Annotated in this window: 15 protein-coding genes; 11 read left to right on the top strand and 4 right to left on the bottom strand. The window is 64.4% G+C overall.

What is annotated here, in order from left to right; genetic code table 11:
- Positions 1-3 precede the first annotated feature (3 nt).
- On the top strand, positions 4-1,212 hold the full coding sequence (locus AC5WEY_RS13505) for a winged helix-turn-helix domain-containing protein (RefSeq protein ID WP_495646228.1): 1,209 nt from the start codon (positions 4-6) through the stop codon (positions 1,210-1,212).
- 84 nt (positions 1,213-1,296) lie between these two features.
- Entirely contained in the window at positions 1,297-2,751 is a 1,455-nt protein-coding gene (gene zwf / locus AC5WEY_RS13510; RefSeq protein WP_495646229.1) for a glucose-6-phosphate dehydrogenase, read from the top strand.
- Positions 2,752-2,757: 6 nt separating this feature from the next.
- Here zwf and AC5WEY_RS13515 read toward each other — a convergent pair whose 3' ends face one another.
- Positions 2,758-3,231 carry a hypothetical protein gene (locus tag AC5WEY_RS13515; RefSeq protein WP_495646230.1) on the bottom strand — a complete coding sequence of 158 codons (474 nt, stop codon included), beginning with the start codon at positions 3,229-3,231 and terminating at the stop codon, positions 2,758-2,760.
- 140 nt (positions 3,232-3,371) lie between these two features.
- Here AC5WEY_RS13515 and thyX point away from each other — a divergent pair, with 140 nt between their 5' ends.
- The 3 genes from thyX (at position 3,372) to AC5WEY_RS13530 (ending at position 6,995) form a co-directional block, all read left to right on the top strand.
- Positions 3,372-4,124 carry an FAD-dependent thymidylate synthase gene (gene thyX / locus AC5WEY_RS13520; protein ID WP_057477699.1) on the top strand — a complete coding sequence of 251 codons (753 nt, stop codon included), beginning with the start codon at positions 3,372-3,374 and terminating at the stop codon, positions 4,122-4,124.
- A gap of 100 nt (positions 4,125-4,224) precedes the next feature.
- Positions 4,225-5,133, top strand: a complete 909-nt coding sequence (dapA, locus tag AC5WEY_RS13525; RefSeq protein ID WP_032377140.1) for a 4-hydroxy-tetrahydrodipicolinate synthase — start codon at positions 4,225-4,227, stop codon at positions 5,131-5,133.
- Between the two features lie 107 nt (positions 5,134-5,240).
- Positions 5,241-6,995, top strand: coding sequence for a ribonuclease J (locus AC5WEY_RS13530; protein WP_495646564.1), 1,755 nt, complete (start codon positions 5,241-5,243; stop codon positions 6,993-6,995).
- 5 nt (positions 6,996-7,000) lie between these two features.
- Here the strand turns inward: AC5WEY_RS13530 and AC5WEY_RS13535 are convergent, their stop codons facing one another.
- Positions 7,001-7,780, bottom strand: coding sequence for a sulfite exporter TauE/SafE family protein (locus AC5WEY_RS13535; protein ID WP_057477701.1), 780 nt, complete (start codon positions 7,778-7,780; stop codon positions 7,001-7,003).
- Between the two features lie 79 nt (positions 7,781-7,859).
- Between AC5WEY_RS13535 and AC5WEY_RS13540 the strand changes: the two genes are divergently transcribed.
- Entirely contained in the window at positions 7,860-8,483 is a 624-nt protein-coding gene (locus AC5WEY_RS13540; protein WP_495646231.1) for a TIGR03085 family metal-binding protein, read from the top strand.
- Between the two features lie 70 nt (positions 8,484-8,553).
- Positions 8,554-11,238, top strand: coding sequence for a DNA translocase FtsK (locus AC5WEY_RS13545; protein WP_495646232.1), 2,685 nt, complete (start codon positions 8,554-8,556; stop codon positions 11,236-11,238).
- Positions 11,239-11,342: 104 nt separating this feature from the next.
- Here AC5WEY_RS13545 and AC5WEY_RS13550 read toward each other — a convergent pair whose 3' ends face one another.
- Positions 11,343-11,627, bottom strand: a complete 285-nt coding sequence (locus AC5WEY_RS13550; protein ID WP_057477704.1) for a YciI family protein — start codon at positions 11,625-11,627, stop codon at positions 11,343-11,345.
- 41 nt (positions 11,628-11,668) lie between these two features.
- A complete protein-coding gene (locus AC5WEY_RS13555; protein WP_495646233.1) occupies positions 11,669-12,256 on the bottom strand; it encodes an amino-acid N-acetyltransferase in 588 nt (195 codons plus the stop codon).
- 140 nt (positions 12,257-12,396) lie between these two features.
- Between AC5WEY_RS13555 and pgsA the strand changes: the two genes are divergently transcribed.
- From pgsA to pspM, 4 genes are all read left to right on the top strand, one after another.
- Positions 12,397-13,104 carry a CDP-diacylglycerol--glycerol-3-phosphate 3-phosphatidyltransferase gene (pgsA, locus tag AC5WEY_RS13560; protein WP_495646234.1) on the top strand — a complete coding sequence of 236 codons (708 nt, stop codon included), beginning with the start codon at positions 12,397-12,399 and terminating at the stop codon, positions 13,102-13,104.
- Between the two features lie 198 nt (positions 13,105-13,302).
- Positions 13,303-13,644, top strand: coding sequence for a helix-turn-helix domain-containing protein (locus AC5WEY_RS13565; protein WP_057477705.1), 342 nt, complete (start codon positions 13,303-13,305; stop codon positions 13,642-13,644).
- Between the two features lie 144 nt (positions 13,645-13,788).
- Entirely contained in the window at positions 13,789-14,598 is an 810-nt protein-coding gene (locus AC5WEY_RS13570; protein ID WP_057477706.1) for a PspA/IM30 family protein, read from the top strand.
- A gap of 42 nt (positions 14,599-14,640) precedes the next feature.
- The gene (gene pspM / locus AC5WEY_RS13575) at positions 14,641-15,510 is read left to right on the top strand and encodes a phage shock envelope stress response protein PspM (protein ID WP_495646235.1); all 870 of its coding nucleotides are present in this window, start codon (positions 14,641-14,643) and stop codon (positions 15,508-15,510) included.
- Positions 15,511-15,594: the final 84 nt, after the last annotated feature.

The following is a 15,594-nucleotide window of genomic DNA, read 5'->3' on the forward strand; positions in this document are numbered from 1 at the left end:
TCGATGCGAGACATGAGCGCTGCGATGGCGCGCCGCACTGCTTTGGCCGCCCAAGGTCTGGCTTCGCGTCGTAGCAGGAGCGCCCCTGCCGGCCGAGCGGCAGTGCATGACGCGATCGACACAACCGGGCTGTTGCAGATCGACTCCGTGTCGGTGGTGGTGCGCGCGCACTACGCGCCGGTGTTCTGTCGCGTCGGTGCCTACGACAGGAAATTCGTCGACGACGCCGCGTGGACCGACACCACCCGGCGTCCCAGGCGATTGGTCGAATACTGGGCGCACGAGGCGGCGTTGCTGCCGGTGGAGGACTGGCCGCTGATGCGCTGGCGCATGGAGTTGTATCGGCACGGTCGATGGGGCGGAGCCGCTCGCATTCTCGACCGAGAACCGACCCTGGTGGACGATGTTCTCGCTGTGATCGGAGATCACGGTGCATCCAGTGCGGGTGAGATAGAGACGCATCTGGACGTCGAGAAGCCCGGGCGCAAGGGTCCATGGTGGGATCGAAGCGACGTCAAGGTCGTCTGCGAGCAACTCTTCGCTGCCGGGGTGGTGAGCGTACCGGCACGCTCCGGGTTCGTCCGGCAATACGAGCTCAGCGAACGGGTGCTTCCCGACGCCGTTCTGCGCAGACAGATCGACGAACCGGATGCGGTGCGGGCTCTGATCGAAAAGTCCTCTCGTGCACTGGGAATCGGGACTGAGCCGGACCTGCGAGATTACTATCGGCTGTCCCAGAAGCAGTCCAAGGCAGCGATCGCCGACTTGGTGGAAGACGGTGTTCTCGAGCAGGTGTCGGTTCGAGGATGGAATGCGCCGGCCTACATGCATCGAGACGCCAGAACACCGCGAACGGCCACCGCGGCCGCCCTGCTGTGCCCGTTCGATCCGATGATTTTCTTCAGGCCTCGGGTGGAGCGGATCTTCGGCTTCCACTACCGCATCGAGATCTACACCCCGCAGCACAAGCGGGTTCACGGCTACTACGTCTTCCCGTTTCTGCTCGACGGCCATTTGGTGGCACGTGTCGACCTGAAGGCGGTGCGCGCCCTGTCCGAACTCCACGTCATTGCGGCCTACGTCGAGGGGGACCGCGACGCCCGCGACATCGCCCCACGCCTGCGTGATGTTCTCCGAGAGATGGCCGACTGGCTCGAACTCGAACGTGTGGTGGTGGGGGAGCGCGGCGACCTCGTAGCAGCGTTGCGCTGAATTCTGCCCAGGTGCGCCAATTCTGCCGAAGTGCACAGTTCTGCCGAAGTGCACGTCGACAGAATCGGTGCCACTATTTCCAGTGTGACTTCGCGCCGGACAGACACCGACTCCGAACTTCCGCCCCAGGTCGTCGTGCTGTTCGGCGCGACGGGGGATTTGGCCAAACGAAAACTTCTGTCCGGAATGATGCACTTGGCATTGTCCGATCTCGCGCCGAACATCCGCGTCGTCGGTACATCGCTCGAAGAGATGTCGACCGATGAATTCCGCACTCTCGCTCGCGAATCGATCAACACCTATTCGAGTCGTAAAGTCGGCGACGATCAATGGAGTCGCTTTGCTTCACGTCTGACCTACGTGTCGCAGAAGGCAGGACCGGCGGCGCTGGGGGAGGCCGTGGCAGAGGCCGAGATCGAACTGGGAGGAAGCGCCAAACGGCTGCACTACCTATCCGTTCCACCGAGAGCTGCTCTCGCAGTGGTGGATACGCTCGCATCGGCAGACCTGGTCAAGCGTTCCCGGATCATCATGGAGAAGCCGTTCGGCACCGACCTCGACAGCGCGATCGCCTTGAATGCACGGGTGCACGAAACGTTCGACGAGGACCAGATCTTCCGGATCGATCATTTTCTCGGGAAGGAGCCGGCGCAGAACATCCTGGCGTTTCGTTTTGCCAACGGCTTGTTCGAGCCGATCTGGAACCGTAATTTCATCGATCACGTGCAGATCGACATACCGGAGAAACTCGCCCTCGACGGTCGAGCAGGGTTCTACGAGTCCACCGGCGCGTACAAGGACATGGTCGTCACCCATCTGTTCCAGGTGCTGGCTTTCATGGCGATGGAACCGCCGACGGCACTCGAACCCCGCGCGATCAGTGAAGAGAAGAACAAGGTTTTCCGATCGATGGTGCCGCTGGAACCGAAAAACGTTGTGCGAGGTCAATACACGGGATATCGATCGGAGGAAGGCGTGGCACCGGATTCCGACACCGACACCTTCGTGGCCCTCAAATGCGAAATCGACAACTGGCGCTGGGCCGGGGTGCCGTTCTACCTCCGTAGCGGGAAACGTCTCGCCGAAGGCCAACGCATCATCTCGATAGCGTTCCGAGAGCCACCGAAGAGCATGTTCCCGGCGGGTTCCGGGGTCGGCGCCCAAGGCCCGGATCATCTGACCTTCGACCTGGCGGACGCATCCAAGGTGTCGCTGTCGTTCTACGGCAAGCGGCCCGGGCCCGGGATGCGCCTGGACAAACTCAGTATGCAGTTCGCCATTCACGAAACCGAACGCGCCGGCGACGTACTCGAGGCCTACGAGCGGCTCATTCTCGACGCCATGTACGGCGACCACACACTGTTCACCACAGCCGAGGGCATCGAACGATTGTGGCAGGTATCGGAGCCGTTGCTGGCGGATCCACCTCCGGTGCGACTGTATTCACCGGGATCGTGGGGCCCCAACGCAATTCATCAACTCATTGCGCCGCACGCCTGGCGGCTCCCGTTCGAGCGGGAGTGGCGCGAGAAGAAGTAGCGCTCCTCAGTTGTTCCAGCCGCGATCCTTGCGCATCTGATCGCGCAGAGCGCCCTGAACCGCTTGTGACAACCACGAATTGAGAGATACGCCGCTGTTGTTGGCCGCATCTTCGGCGCGTTCCTTGATCTGTTCGACCAAGCGAAGCGTCACCCGTCGTACTTCGCCGGACACGTCGTCCATCGTCGGGTAGTCCTCGGCTTCGGGTGCGTCGGTCACGCCCATGTCCACGATCGGGGTGTCGTGTCGAACGTCGGCGTGCGCCTGCGTCCCGTCCAGTCGGACGGTAACGGTGTGGCCGTCCAGGTCGTTCGACACCTCGGCCGCAAAATCCGACAGCGCGGTCAGCAGCATCAATCTGGCCGAGGCCTCCGCGGTCTTTCCGAGCGCCTCCGCCGTCTGCCGGGTGTGCTCGTCTCCCAGGGCCGCAGCCGCAAGAAGATCGGTCCGTAGCGACTCGGTGTACTTGTCCAGTTCCATGACGCCAGTGTGGCGTCATAGATGACGTCAGTCAAGGCGCTTCTGTGGCGTCGATCGATCCGTGATGACGTCACGCGTCGCCGAATGCCGTGGACCGCACTTAGTGTTGTGCGGTGTCATCAGAAATCGAACGTAGAGCGGTGCCCCGAACGGTCGCGCTGAAAGTGCAACTCGTTGCTCGGACCGAATTCGTCCCACCGGCGGACATCCCGTGGGATACCGACGCCGACGGCGGACAGGCTTTGGTCGAGTTCGCTGGACGTGCGTGCTACCAGAGTTGGTCCAAACCCAATCCCAGGACGGCCACCAATGCGTCGTATCTGCGCCATCTGCTCGATGTCGGCCACCTGTCGGTGCTCGAGCACGCGAGCGTGAGCTTCTACATCACCGGTATTTCTCGGTCGTGCACGCACGAGCTGATTCGCCACCGACACTTCTCGTATTCCCAGCTCTCGCAGCGTTTCGTTCCCGAGCACGACGCCAATGTCGTTCTGCCACCTGCGATCGAAGGGGACCCTGAGCTCGAAGCGCTGTTCGCGTCCGCGACCGAGGCCAGTCGTGCGGCGTACACCGAACTGCTCGGTGCCCTCGAAGGCAAGTTGGAATCGGTCACCAATGCTGCGCTGCGCGGCAAGCAGGCGCGGCAGGCAGCAAGATCGGTACTCCCGAACGCGACCGAGACGCGCGTGGTGGTGAGCGGAAACTACCGCGCATGGCGTCATTTCGTGTCGATGCGTGCCTCGGAGCATGCGGACGTCGAAATTCGCCGCGTCGCCGTCGAATGTCTGCGTAAGCTCGTGGCAGTGGCCCCGGACGTGTTCGGGGACTTCGAGATCTCCACGTTGCCGGACGGTACGGAAGTGGCCCGCAGCCCGTTCGTGACCGAGGTGTAGAGGCAAGGTTCGGTTCGGGCCTGAACCGGGTACACCCGTGAGGTGTCAGCCGGGAGTCCCGCTGCGCGAGAGTGGGTAAAGCACCGGGTAATCTGCTGCCATGACCTACGGTGACGCCGCTCCTTCCGTTGCGCCTGTGTTCGGTACGGTGCTCACTGCGATGGTGACCCCGTTCACAGCGGACGGAAAGTTGGATATCGACGCCGGTGTTCGCCTGGCGCATCACCTCGTCGAGCAAGGCAACGATGGGCTGGTTCTGGCCGGAACGACGGGCGAATCACCCACCACCACAGAGAACGAGAAGCTCGAGCTGCTGCGCGCCGTGATCGCCGCGGTAGGTCACCGAGCTCGCATCATTGCCGGAGCCGGAAGCAACGACACGGCGCACAGTGTGGAATTGGCCCGCGATGCCGCTCGTGCAGGTGCGCACGGTCTCCTTGTCGTCACCCCGTACTACTCCCGGCCACCTCAGGCCGGGTTGTACGCCCACTTCACCGCGGTTGCGAACGCCACCGACCTGCCCGTGATGCTCTACGACATCCCTCCCCGCTCCGTCGTTCCCATCGAGACCGAGACCTTGCGCAGACTGGCCGAGCACCCCCGGATCCTCGCGGTCAAGGACGCCAAGGGAGACCTCAATGCAGGCGCGGAACTGATCGCCTCGACGGGCCTGCAGTTCTATTCGGGCGACGACCCACTGAACCTTCCGTGGCTTTCGGTCGGGGCGACGGGCTTCGTCAGTGTCATCGGCCACCTCGTCCCCGCTCGGCTCCGCGAACTGCACACCGCCTTCATGATGGGCGACATCGCGCGGGCGCAGGCAATCAACGTCAGCCTCATTCCGGTCATTCGCTCGGTCGCACGCCTCGGCGGCGTCAGCGCCTCGAAGGCCGGCCTCCGCCTCATCGGAATCGATGTCGGCGAACCACGACTTCCCCAGGTGCCACCGAGCATCGATCACATCGAATTGCTCGCAGCGGAGCTGCGGGCGGCAGGAGTTCTTGTATGACACGACCGAACAGATCGCGCGGACGCGCAACCCGAAACGCCGGACCGCCGTCCGAGCGGCCGGCTCCTACGCAGGGCCGGCCGTCGGGTGCCCGGCAGGGTAAGCCGATGGTGCAGAATTTGGCGCGGACTCAACGTCCCGACAAGCGCCGTGAATTCGACCCGACACAACGACTCGGCACTCCGCCCAAGGCACCGTTCAAGGGCCTTCGAGTGGTTGCGCTGGGCGGTATCGGCGAAATCGGCCGCAACATGACCGTGTTCGAGCACCAGGGCAAGTTGCTGATCATCGACTGCGGCGTGCTCTTTCCCGAGGACCAGCAGCCGGGTGTCGACCTGATCCTGCCCGATTTCCGCCACATCGAGAACCGTATGGCCGATGTCGAAGCAGTGGTGCTGACACACGGTCACGAGGACCACATCGGAGCGGTCCCGTTCTTGCTGCGCCTGCGGCCCGATCTCCCCGTCGTCGGATCCAAATTCACGCTCGCACTGGTCGCTGCGAAGTGCCGTGAGCATCGGCTACGACCGAATCTCGTCGAGGTCATCGAGGGACAACACACCCAGCACGGTCCGTTCGACTGCGAATACTTCGCGGTGAATCACTCGATTCCCGACGCATTGGCCATTGCCATCAGGACCGACGCCGGTCTCGTCCTGCACACCGGGGACATCAAGCTCGATCAGCTGCCGCTCGACGGTCGTCTCACCGACCTCGCCGGTTTCTCGCGTCTGGGCGACGAGGGTGTCGACCTGTTTCTGGTCGACTCCACCAATGCCGAGGTGCCCGGATTCGTCACGCCCGAACGTGAGATCGGCGGAGTGCTCGACACCGTCATCGGCAAGGCGAAGCAACGCGTCATCGTGGCGTCGTTCGCCAGTCACGTGCACCGCATCCAACAGGTCATCGACGTCGCCGAGCGATACAACCGTCGTGTCGCGTTCGTCGGACGCTCGATGGTGCGCAACATGCAGATCGCCCAGGATCTGGGTTATCTGCGGGTGCCCGACGGCCTCGAGGTGACTGTCGACACCGCCGCAACACTTCCCGACGACCGGTTGGTGCTCATCTCCACCGGCTCGCAGGGCGAGCCGCTGTCGGCGCTGTCCCGGATGGCTCGGGGCGAGCACCGCCAGATCAACGTCAAGGCCAACGATCTCGTCGTTTTGGCGTCCTCGCTCATTCCCGGCAACGAGAACTCGGTATTCGCCGTCGTCAACGGCCTCGCCAAGCGCGGCGCGACCGTCGTGACGCAGCAGAACGCGAAGGTCCACGTCTCGGGACACGCGTCGGCGGGAGAACTGCTCTACCTGTACAACGCGGTTCGACCGACCAACGCCATGCCGGTGCACGGCGAGTGGCGTCACCTGCGCGCCAACGCCGCGCTGGCGAAGGCAACCGGTGTACCCGAGGACCGCGTGGTGCTCGCAGAGGACGGCGTGGTGGTCGACATGGTCGACGGCCTCGCCGAGATCGTCGGCCAGGTCCCGGTCGGTCACGTGTACGTCGACGGCCTCTCGGTCGGTGATGTCGGCGATTCGACGCTGTCGGATCGTCTCGTACTGGGCGAGGGCGGCTTCATCGCGATCAGCGTCGCCGTGGATTCGGCCACCGGCCGTGCAGTGACCGCGCCCGAGGTGTCCGGTCGGGGCTTCTCCGACGATCCGGCGGCCCTCAAGGAGGCCGGACAACTCGTGGAGGCCGAACTGCAGCGGCTTGCCTCGGACGGGGTCTCCGACACTCATCGCATCGCACAAGCAGTGCGCCGAGTCGTGGGTCGGTGGGTAGCGGACAAGTATCGCCGCAAGCCGATGATCGTTCCGACGATCATTGCGGTCAAGCCGCAACCGCAGTCGAGCTAGTTCATCTAGACCAGCAGTCGCCACAGTCCGATCAGTCCGAGGACGACGATGGCACCGCGTAAGGCCGCCGGCGACAGCCGGCGGCCGTACCGGGCTCCGACGGCACCGCCGATCAGGGAGCCGACGGCGATCAGACCGGCGGCCTGCCAGCTGATGTCGTCGAATCGAAAAATCGTGAATGCCACTGCTGCAACGATATTGACCACGAGCGACAGTAAGTTCTTGGCTGCATTCATCCGCTGCATCGTCTCGGGGAGCAGGGCTCCCATAACGCCGATGAGCAGGATTCCCTGTGCTGCAGTGAAATAGCCGCCGTAGATGCCGACGAGCAGAGTGCCGATGGTTACCAGTGCCATTCGGCCGCGACCGATCTGGTTCGCCGCCTTTCCGGCCGCTTCCGACCGCCGCTTGGCCCAGGCTTGGATCTTCGGTTGTGCGACAACGAGAATCAGCGCACCGATGAGCAGAACCGGAACGACCGAGGCGAACACCTTTTCGGGCAGGTGCAGCAGCAGCCAGGCCCCACCGAGCGCTCCGAGAAACGATGCGGGCAGTTGCCATCGAAGTCGGTGCCATTGCCCGCGCAGTTCTCGGCGATACCCCCACGTGCCCGAGACGCTTCCCGCTACCAGCCCGATGGCGTTGGACATCGTGGCGACCACCGGGGGATACCCGAACGCGACCAGCGTTGGAAACGTGATCAACGTTCCGGAACCGACGACGGCGTTGATTGCACCGGCTCCGAGGCCGGCAAGCAGGATGACGAGGATTTCCGATACCGGCACTGTTGGGAGGTTACCCAGACAAAGGATGAGATCCTGCGGCAGGATGCCGCTGGTTCCGTCTGGCCGTAGCCTGGAGCGCGTGAGCCTTGCCCAGGATGAACGTTCCCAACTTGTTCAGACCCTTCTCGACGTGGGTCCCGATGCACCGACGCTGTGTGGTGAGTGGACCGCTGCCGATCTGGCCGCGCACCTCGTCGTCCGCGAGCGACGGCTCGACGCGTCGCCGGGGATCCTTCTGTCGCCGTTCGCCGGGTACACGGAGCGGGTCCAGCGTTCCGTCGCGAACCGACCGTTCGCGGCCGTGGTCGAGGATGTTCGCACCGGGCCGCCGATGTGGTCGCCGTTCGCGCTCCTCGATCCACTGATCAACCTCGGCGAGATGTTCGTGCACCACGAGGACCTGCGCCGCGCGACCGGGAGTTGGACACGACGACTGCTGCCGGCGGCGGTGGAGAAACGATTGTGGCCGCAGGTCCGGTTCATCGGGCGCGCAGGCCACCGCTCCGCGCCGATTCCGGTACACGCTCGCACTTCGGACGGCCGCTCGGCCACGTTCAAGGGCGGCTCCGGTGCCGGTGTGACGGTGGTGGGGGAGCCGTCCGAACTGCTCCTCTACGCGTTCGGCCGGGACCAGCTCGACGTCGAGTTCGAGGGTTCGGCGGACGACATCGCTGCGGTGAAGGCGCTCGATCTGAGCTTCTGACACACAACCTCTTCGCTGTTACTGGTGTTGCGGATGGTTTCGACGGGGCTGTTGCGACTAGCCTGGGTGCATGGCAGGAAAGACCAGCACCTCCACCGCCAGGGCCGGATCCAGCGGATCCGGTTCTTCGCGCGCGTCCGGCACCGCTCGTAAGTCCGGCACCGGCCGCACCGCACGCACAGTTACGACGCCGAAGAAGCCCACCGCGCCGCGCAACCCGGCGACCTCCCGGGCGAGCGCGTCGTCTCGCGGTAAGGGGCCGGCGAGAGGATCGGCGTCGCGTCGACCACCCACCAAGAAGAAGTCACGCGGTGCGCTCGACGCGATCGGCCGCGGAATCGCGTCCACGTGGTCGATGGCGGCGCGAGGTGTCGGTGCCACGACCAGGACGGTCGGTAAGGCCGCCGACATCGAGCACGGACACCGTCGCGACGGGATCGCGCTGGGGCTGATTGCCGTCAGCGTGGTTGTTGCCGCGAGCGTGTGGTTAAGCGCCGGCGGGCCAGTCGGTGAATGGATCGAGGTGGGCATTCGCGCCGTCATCGGAGAGGCCGGTTTTGTGGCCCCCGTTCTCGGTGTTGCCATCGCGGTCGTTCTCATGCGGTCCGAACCCCGTCCCGAGGTGCGCCCTCGGCTCGTTCTGGGCTCGATTCTTCTCGGCCTCCCGATCCTGGGCCTGTGGCACATGGCCGCAGGCTCGCCGACCGACGCTGCCGGCAGGTCCGAGGGTGCGGGCTTCGTGGGGTACGTGGCGGGCGGTCCGATTGCCGACGGTCTCACCGTCTGGTTGGCAGTACCTCTGCTTCTGCTCGCGGGCCTGTTCGGGGTGCTGTTGCTCACCGGTACCACCGTGCGCGACGTACCGGACCGGATGCGTGCGCTGTTCGGCACCGACAGTCGGGGTGACGAATACGAGGACTACGACCCGGCCGACTTCGGTTCCGAATTCGGAGACGAGGGCTACGGCGACTACGACTCCAACTTCGATGCCGACGGTTATCCGGTCCACGGCGGCGCGGATCCCTACGACAACTATCCGACCGAGGAGTACATCCCGGTCGCGAAGCCGCCGCGCGCCCGTAGGACCCCGGCCCCGGAGGCCGCGACCGAGGTCATTGCGCCTGCGGCTGCTGCAGTGCCGGTGCCGGAAGCGCCTGCCGCGCCTGCGCGGCCGAAGCCCAAGCCGATCGTCAAGGCGGCCGAACCGAAAGCGGCAGCCGAGGACGACAAGATCGTCGTCGACCGCGTCGTCGACGGGGATTACACGCTCCCGTCGTTGTCCCTGCTCATCGACGGCGACCCGCCCAAGACGCGGAGCCAGGCCAACGACGCCATGATCGAGGCCATCTCGGAGGTGCTCGAGCAGTTCAAGATCGACGCCGCGGTAACCGGATTCACCCGGGGCCCGACGGTCACCCGCTACGAGGTCGAACTCGGGCCGGGCGTGAAGGTCGAGAAGATCACTGCGCTCGCGCGGAACATCGCATATGCGGTGGCGACCGACAACGTACGTCTGCTCGCACCGATCCCCGGCAAGTCCGCGGTCGGTATCGAGGTACCGAACTCGGACCGTGAGATGGTCCGATTGGCCGACGTGCTGACTGCGCCGTCGACGCGAAAGGATCACCATCCGCTGGTGATCGGCCTCGGCAAGGACATCGAGGGCGATTTCGTCAGTGCCAACCTCGCGAAGATGCCCCACTTGCTGGTGGCCGGATCCACCGGTTCCGGTAAGTCGAGCTTCGTGAACTCGATGCTGGTGTCGTTGCTCGCGCGGGCGACGCCGGACGAGGTTCGGATGATCCTGATCGACCCGAAGATGGTGGAGCTGACGCCGTACGAGGGCATTCCACACCTCATCACCCCGATCATCACGCAGCCCAAGAAAGCTGCCGCGGCGCTGGCCTGGCTCGTCGAGGAGATGGAGCAGCGCTACCAGGACATGCAGATCAACAAGGTCCGGCACATCGACGACTTCAACAAGAAGGTGCGTTCGGGTGAGATCACCGCACCCCTCGGCAGTGAACGCGTCTACCGGCCCTACCCGTACATCCTCGCGATCGTCGACGAGCTTGCCGACCTGATGATGACCGCCCCGCGCGACGTCGAGGAAGCGATCGTGCGGATCACGCAGAAGGCCCGCGCCGCCGGTATCCACCTGGTGCTCGCCACCCAGCGACCCTCGGTCGACGTCGTGACCGGTCTGATCAAGACGAACGTCCCGTCGCGTCTTGCCTTCGCGACATCGTCGTTGTCGGACTCCCGGGTCATCCTCGATCAACCGGGTGCCGAGAAGCTGATCGGTATGGGCGACGCTCTGTTCCTGCCGATGGGTGCGGGCAAGCCGACACGTCTGCAGGGTGCGTTCATCACCGACGAGGAGATTGCGGCGGTCGTCGACTTCGCCAAGAACCAGGCCGAGCCGGAGTACAACGACACCGTCACCGCAGCGAAGGTCTCGGACAAGAAGGATGTCGACCCCGATATCGGCGACGACCTCGACGTGCTGTTGCAGGCGGTCGAACTCGTCGTGACCAGCCAGTTCGGTTCGACCTCGATGCTGCAGCGCAAACTACGCGTCGGCTTCGCCAAGGCCGGTCGCTTGATGGACCTGATGGAGAACCGCGGTGTGGTGGGGCCGAGCGAGGGATCGAAGGCTCGCGAAGTGCTCGTCAAACCGGACGAGCTCGACGGTCTGCTGTGGTCGATCAAGGGTGGCGACCCGGACGAGCAGCCTGCGTCGGACGAGTTCTAGGGCTCATACAGCGCTCCCGGTACGCGTGAATGGACCATTGCAGCCGTCTCGGCGGTGCAATGGTCCATCGACGCGGTCGGGGTGAGCGCGGTGAGAGGGGAAACTCAGGACGTGAACGTGCCCATCACCGGAGTCCATTCGTCGAACGTTGCCGACTCGATCAGGTTCTCGATCGCGAACGGATCCTGCGCGAAGAGCGTTTCGACGGTCGCGGCATCCGGCCCCTCGACCAGCAGCAGTGCCCCGCTGCCGTCGGCGTAGGGACCACTCGAGACCAGAGTCTTCTGCTCGAGCAGGTCGGCCAGCCATGCGCGGTGGGCTGCGCGATGGGTGTCGCGCCCGTCCGTGGTGGCGGGGGAGTAGGTGTACCTGACGGCAATGAGGGGCATGGAGCTCTCTTCCGAATTCGAGGGATGTCCGGAGGATTCTGTCAGAGAGACAGCAGCATTCGGGTGTTGCCCAGAGTGTTCGGTTTGACGTAGCTCAGATCCAGGAACTCCGCCACGCCGGTGTCGTACGACCGGCACATCTCCGCGTAGACCTCAGCGGTGACGGGCGTTCCCTCGATTTCCGCGAATCCGTGCCGGGAGAAGAAGTCCACCTCGAACGTCAACACGAACACTTTCTGCAACGCCAGATCGCGCGCGACCTCGACGAGTTTGGCGACGATGAGATGCCCGGCACCATGCCCTTTCGCGGCGGGATCGACGGCGACTGTTCGCACCTCACCGAGATCGGCCCACAGCACGTGCAATGCCCCGCACCCGATGACCTCGCCGTCACGTTCGGCGATCCAGAATTCCTGCACGGCTTCGTAGAGCGTCACGAGGTTCTTCTCGAGCAGAATCCGACCGGCGTAGATGTCTATCAATCGCTTGATCTCGGGAACGTCCGAGGTCCTGGCACGACGCACGGTGAGTGTTCCGTCGGGTGCGGAGAGGTGGTCCGTGGTCTCGTGGTGTGCGTCGGATTCGGGATTCGAGGTGTCGCGACTCGCCCGACTCGGCCCAGAAGTCATGGGGTGAACAGTAGTCAGTACCGCAACCGATAAACTTTTCGTGTGTCCTTCAGTGAGCTGTGTCCCCGTCTCGGCGGGTGGACGCTGCGCGAAGGTGTACCTACCGCCGGATCCGGCGCTGTCGGCTCGCGAGTTCCACGATGACCGGCCCGGTTGCGCCTGATCAGGGCGTCCCGTCGAGCAGTGGTAAGCCGAACGGCCGAGCCCCGGTCAGCGGTGCTTCGCGCTCCGGAAGCGGCGCGCGCAGTGCAGATCTGCCACACGGAAACGCAGTCCCCGGTGGTACGGACGAAGTGCCGTTGCTCAACATCGCCAACATCTTGACCGTCCTCAGAATCGCGCTGGTGCCGGTGTTCCTCGCGGCGTTGTTCGTGGGTGACGGCCATGACGCCACCTGGCGCCTGACAGCCACCGCGGTCTTCGCCGTTGCTGCCATCACCGACCGGATCGACGGCCAAGTGGCGCGCAAGTACGGTCTGGTTACCGACTTCGGGAAGATGGCAGACCCCATCGCGGACAAGGCTTTGATCGGTGCCGCGCTGGTCGGTCTGTCGATGTTGGGAGATCTGTCCTGGTGGGTGACCGTGATCATCGGGGTGCGGGAGATCGGCATCACCGCGGTGCGCTTCGCAGTCATCCGGCACGGCGTCATCCCCGCCGGTCGCGGCGGGAAGGTCAAAACTCTGGTACAGACGTTCGCCATCGGTGTGTACTTGTGCCCGCTGCCCACTGCGGTCGATCCGGTTGCGATGGGGCTGATGGCTCTCGCGGTGCTGCTGACCGTCTACACCGGAATCGACTACGTGGTGCAGGCCGTTCGGTTGCGCCGAGGTGTGTCCGCCTCGTGAGTGTGCCGGCGGGATACAGTCGTGGCAAACGTGTCGGAGCTGCTTCGGCGCGTGTTGGAGTGAACGGGCATATAGGGTCGGGAACCAATCGGACCGACTGGGACGTTGAACAACATGACGGCTCCGGACAAACGAGATATGAACGTTGTCGTCTCGACGGCTCGGCCGTCGGTACGGACACCAACGAGGAGGAGCGAGATGGCGCTGCTATTGCGTGAAGCACTCGGCGACAGTTTGCGGCGTACTCGCGTCGCACAGAGCCGAACCCTGCGTGAAGTCTCGAATACTGCACGCGTGAGCCTGGGGTATCTCTCCGAGGTGGAGCGTGGCCGCAAGGAGGCGTCGAGCGAACTGCTCGCCGCGATCTGCGATGCGCTGGCCGTGCCGCTCGCCGATGTGATGAGCGACGTCAGCGTGACACTGTCCGACGCGTCCATCGCAGCCGCCCGACTCGACGATGCGGCTGTCGCCACCCGCATCGACGGCGATACCCGTGTCGTGATTCCCGCACCTGCTGCCAGAGCTCTCGCTGCCGCCTAAGATCGGGAACGTACGCCGTTTCCACTCCTGACCCAGACCAGACACCCGACTTTTTCAGCACGGACAGGTTCATTTCGGTCACTGCGAGAGCAGCCGACCCGTACGCGGCCACCGCGGCGCAACAGATGGAGGCAGGACCACCCCATGGCTAATCCTTTCGTCAAGGCCTGGAAATACATGATGGCGCTCTTCAATTCCAAGATCGACGAGAAGGCCGACCCCAAGGTTCAGATTCAGCAGGCGATCGAAGATGCACAGCGGCAGCATCAGGCTCTGTCTCAGCAGGCTGCGTCCGTCATCGGCAATCAGCGCCAGCTCGAGATGAAGCTCAGCCGGCAGCTGGACGAGGTCGAGAAGCTCAATGCGAACGCCCGACAGGCAGTCACACTGGCAGATCAGGCCGCTACAGCGGGCGATATCGAGAAGGCCACGCAGTACACCAATGCTGCCGAGGCGTTCGCTGCGCAGTTGGTGACCGCCGAGCAGAGCGTCGAAGACCTGAAGGTTCTGCACGATCAGTCTCTGCAGGCCGCCACTCAGGCGAAGAAAGCCGTCGAGCAGAACGCGATGGCGCTGCAGTCCAAGGTTGCCGAGCGCACCAAGCTGCTGAGCCAGCTCGAGCAGGCGAAAATGCAGGAGAAGGTCAGCGAATCACTGCGTTCGATGGACAGCACGCTGTCCGCGCCCGGCAACACTCCGAGCCTGGACGCTGTCCGAGACAAGATCGAACGCCGCTACGCCGATGCTCTCGGTTCGGCGGAGTTGGCTCAGAACACCGTCTCGGGTCGCATGCTCGAGGTACAGCAGGCGTCGGTTCAGATGGCCGGCCACAGCCGGTTGGAGCAAATCCGGGCGTCGATGGCAGGCGACTCGCTGCCGTCCGGCGATTCCGCAGCCAAGCCGTCGATCGCCAAGTCGCCGAACGCAACGCCCGAGCCCCCGGCTCAGGCGTGATCGTCCAAACGAACACGCCCGTCGACTGACACCACTGTCGGCATGGGTAGGAAAGAACACGAATCGGGCCGGTCGCGTAAGCGGCCGGCCGTTTCGCTCGATCGGAACTCCATCGTAGCGGCGATCGCGGAGTCCGGAGCGGTGGTCAGGTCCCTCGCGGAATCCGCGCGCAGTGTCGGCACGTCTGTGTTCGATGCCGCCGGACGTCGAAAAGACCCGCGGGCCAAGCATCTGAGGAAGATTCGTCGAGCCAGGCGACGAGGAATCCGGTTCGGTGCTGCATCCACCACCACAGCAGCCGGCACAGCAGGACTGGCCGTACTGTCTGCTCCTGAGTGGTCGCTGTTCGTCGGCGGCGGAGGTGCCGCACTCATGGCCGTCCCGGCTGTATTCGCGGTCACCCGGTTGCGACGGCTTCGATCCCAACCGGTACCCGTGGGAATACCGGCACGACGCTTGTTGCCGGAACGCGGGTCTGCCGCCTACGAACCGATGGCCCGGCTGGCAGGAGCCGAGAAGAGTCTGTTCGAGCTGTTGGGAATCCTGGCGAGATCCGAGAGGATCGGGACCGACGAGGTCGAAGAGACGATCGGCGTCGCCTCGGAGGCAGCTCAGGGGCTCGAGGGCGTCGCCGTCGACATCGCCGCACTGGAACGAGCAGGCGCAGCAAGCCTCGCAACGCGAGAACACTTGCGCAACGGAATCGATTCGGCTGCAGCGGACCTCGCGGCCGGAGTCGATCAGTACGAACAACTCGTGGCAGCCGCCGCTCACATGACCGGACCGTCTGCCTTCACATCGTCGACGGTTGTGGATGTCCACCGCCGCGAGCTGGAGTCGGCCACCGACCGACTGCAAGGGTGGGCCGAGGCCCTCACCGAAATCGATCGGATCAGGGCGCGGCACCGCTGACACAATTCAGGGTTCACCCCGATGTGCTCGAAGCGCACCGATGTCAAGATCGATATACGCGACACGACACGGTGCGCGTCTACG

The organism is Rhodococcoides sp. S146-33 (genome assembly GCF_059489205.1).

Bases quoted from the DNA above. Each gene is read 5' to 3' on its own strand.
- AC5WEY_RS13505 (WP_495646228.1), top strand. From the start codon at position 4: ATGCGAGACATGAGCGCTGCGATGGCGCGCCGCACTGCTTTGGCCGCC.
- AC5WEY_RS13515 (WP_495646230.1), bottom strand. From the start codon at position 3,231: ATGGAACTGGACAAGTACACCGAGTCGCTACGGACCGATCTTCTTGCG.
- dapA (WP_032377140.1), top strand. From the start codon at position 4,225: ATGACCTACGGTGACGCCGCTCCTTCCGTTGCGCCTGTGTTCGGTACG.
- AC5WEY_RS13530 (WP_495646564.1), top strand. From the start codon at position 5,241: ATGGTGCAGAATTTGGCGCGGACTCAACGTCCCGACAAGCGCCGTGAA.
- AC5WEY_RS13545 (WP_495646232.1), top strand. From the start codon at position 8,554: ATGGCAGGAAAGACCAGCACCTCCACCGCCAGGGCCGGATCCAGCGGA.
- AC5WEY_RS13550 (WP_057477704.1), bottom strand. From the start codon at position 11,627: ATGCCCCTCATTGCCGTCAGGTACACCTACTCCCCCGCCACCACGGAC.
- AC5WEY_RS13555 (WP_495646233.1), bottom strand. From the start codon at position 12,256: ATGACTTCTGGGCCGAGTCGGGCGAGTCGCGACACCTCGAATCCCGAA.
- pgsA (WP_495646234.1), top strand. From the start codon at position 12,397: ATGACCGGCCCGGTTGCGCCTGATCAGGGCGTCCCGTCGAGCAGTGGT.
- AC5WEY_RS13565 (WP_057477705.1), top strand. From the start codon at position 13,303: ATGGCGCTGCTATTGCGTGAAGCACTCGGCGACAGTTTGCGGCGTACT.
- AC5WEY_RS13570 (WP_057477706.1), top strand. From the start codon at position 13,789: ATGGCTAATCCTTTCGTCAAGGCCTGGAAATACATGATGGCGCTCTTC.
- pspM (WP_495646235.1), top strand. From the start codon at position 14,641: ATGGGTAGGAAAGAACACGAATCGGGCCGGTCGCGTAAGCGGCCGGCC.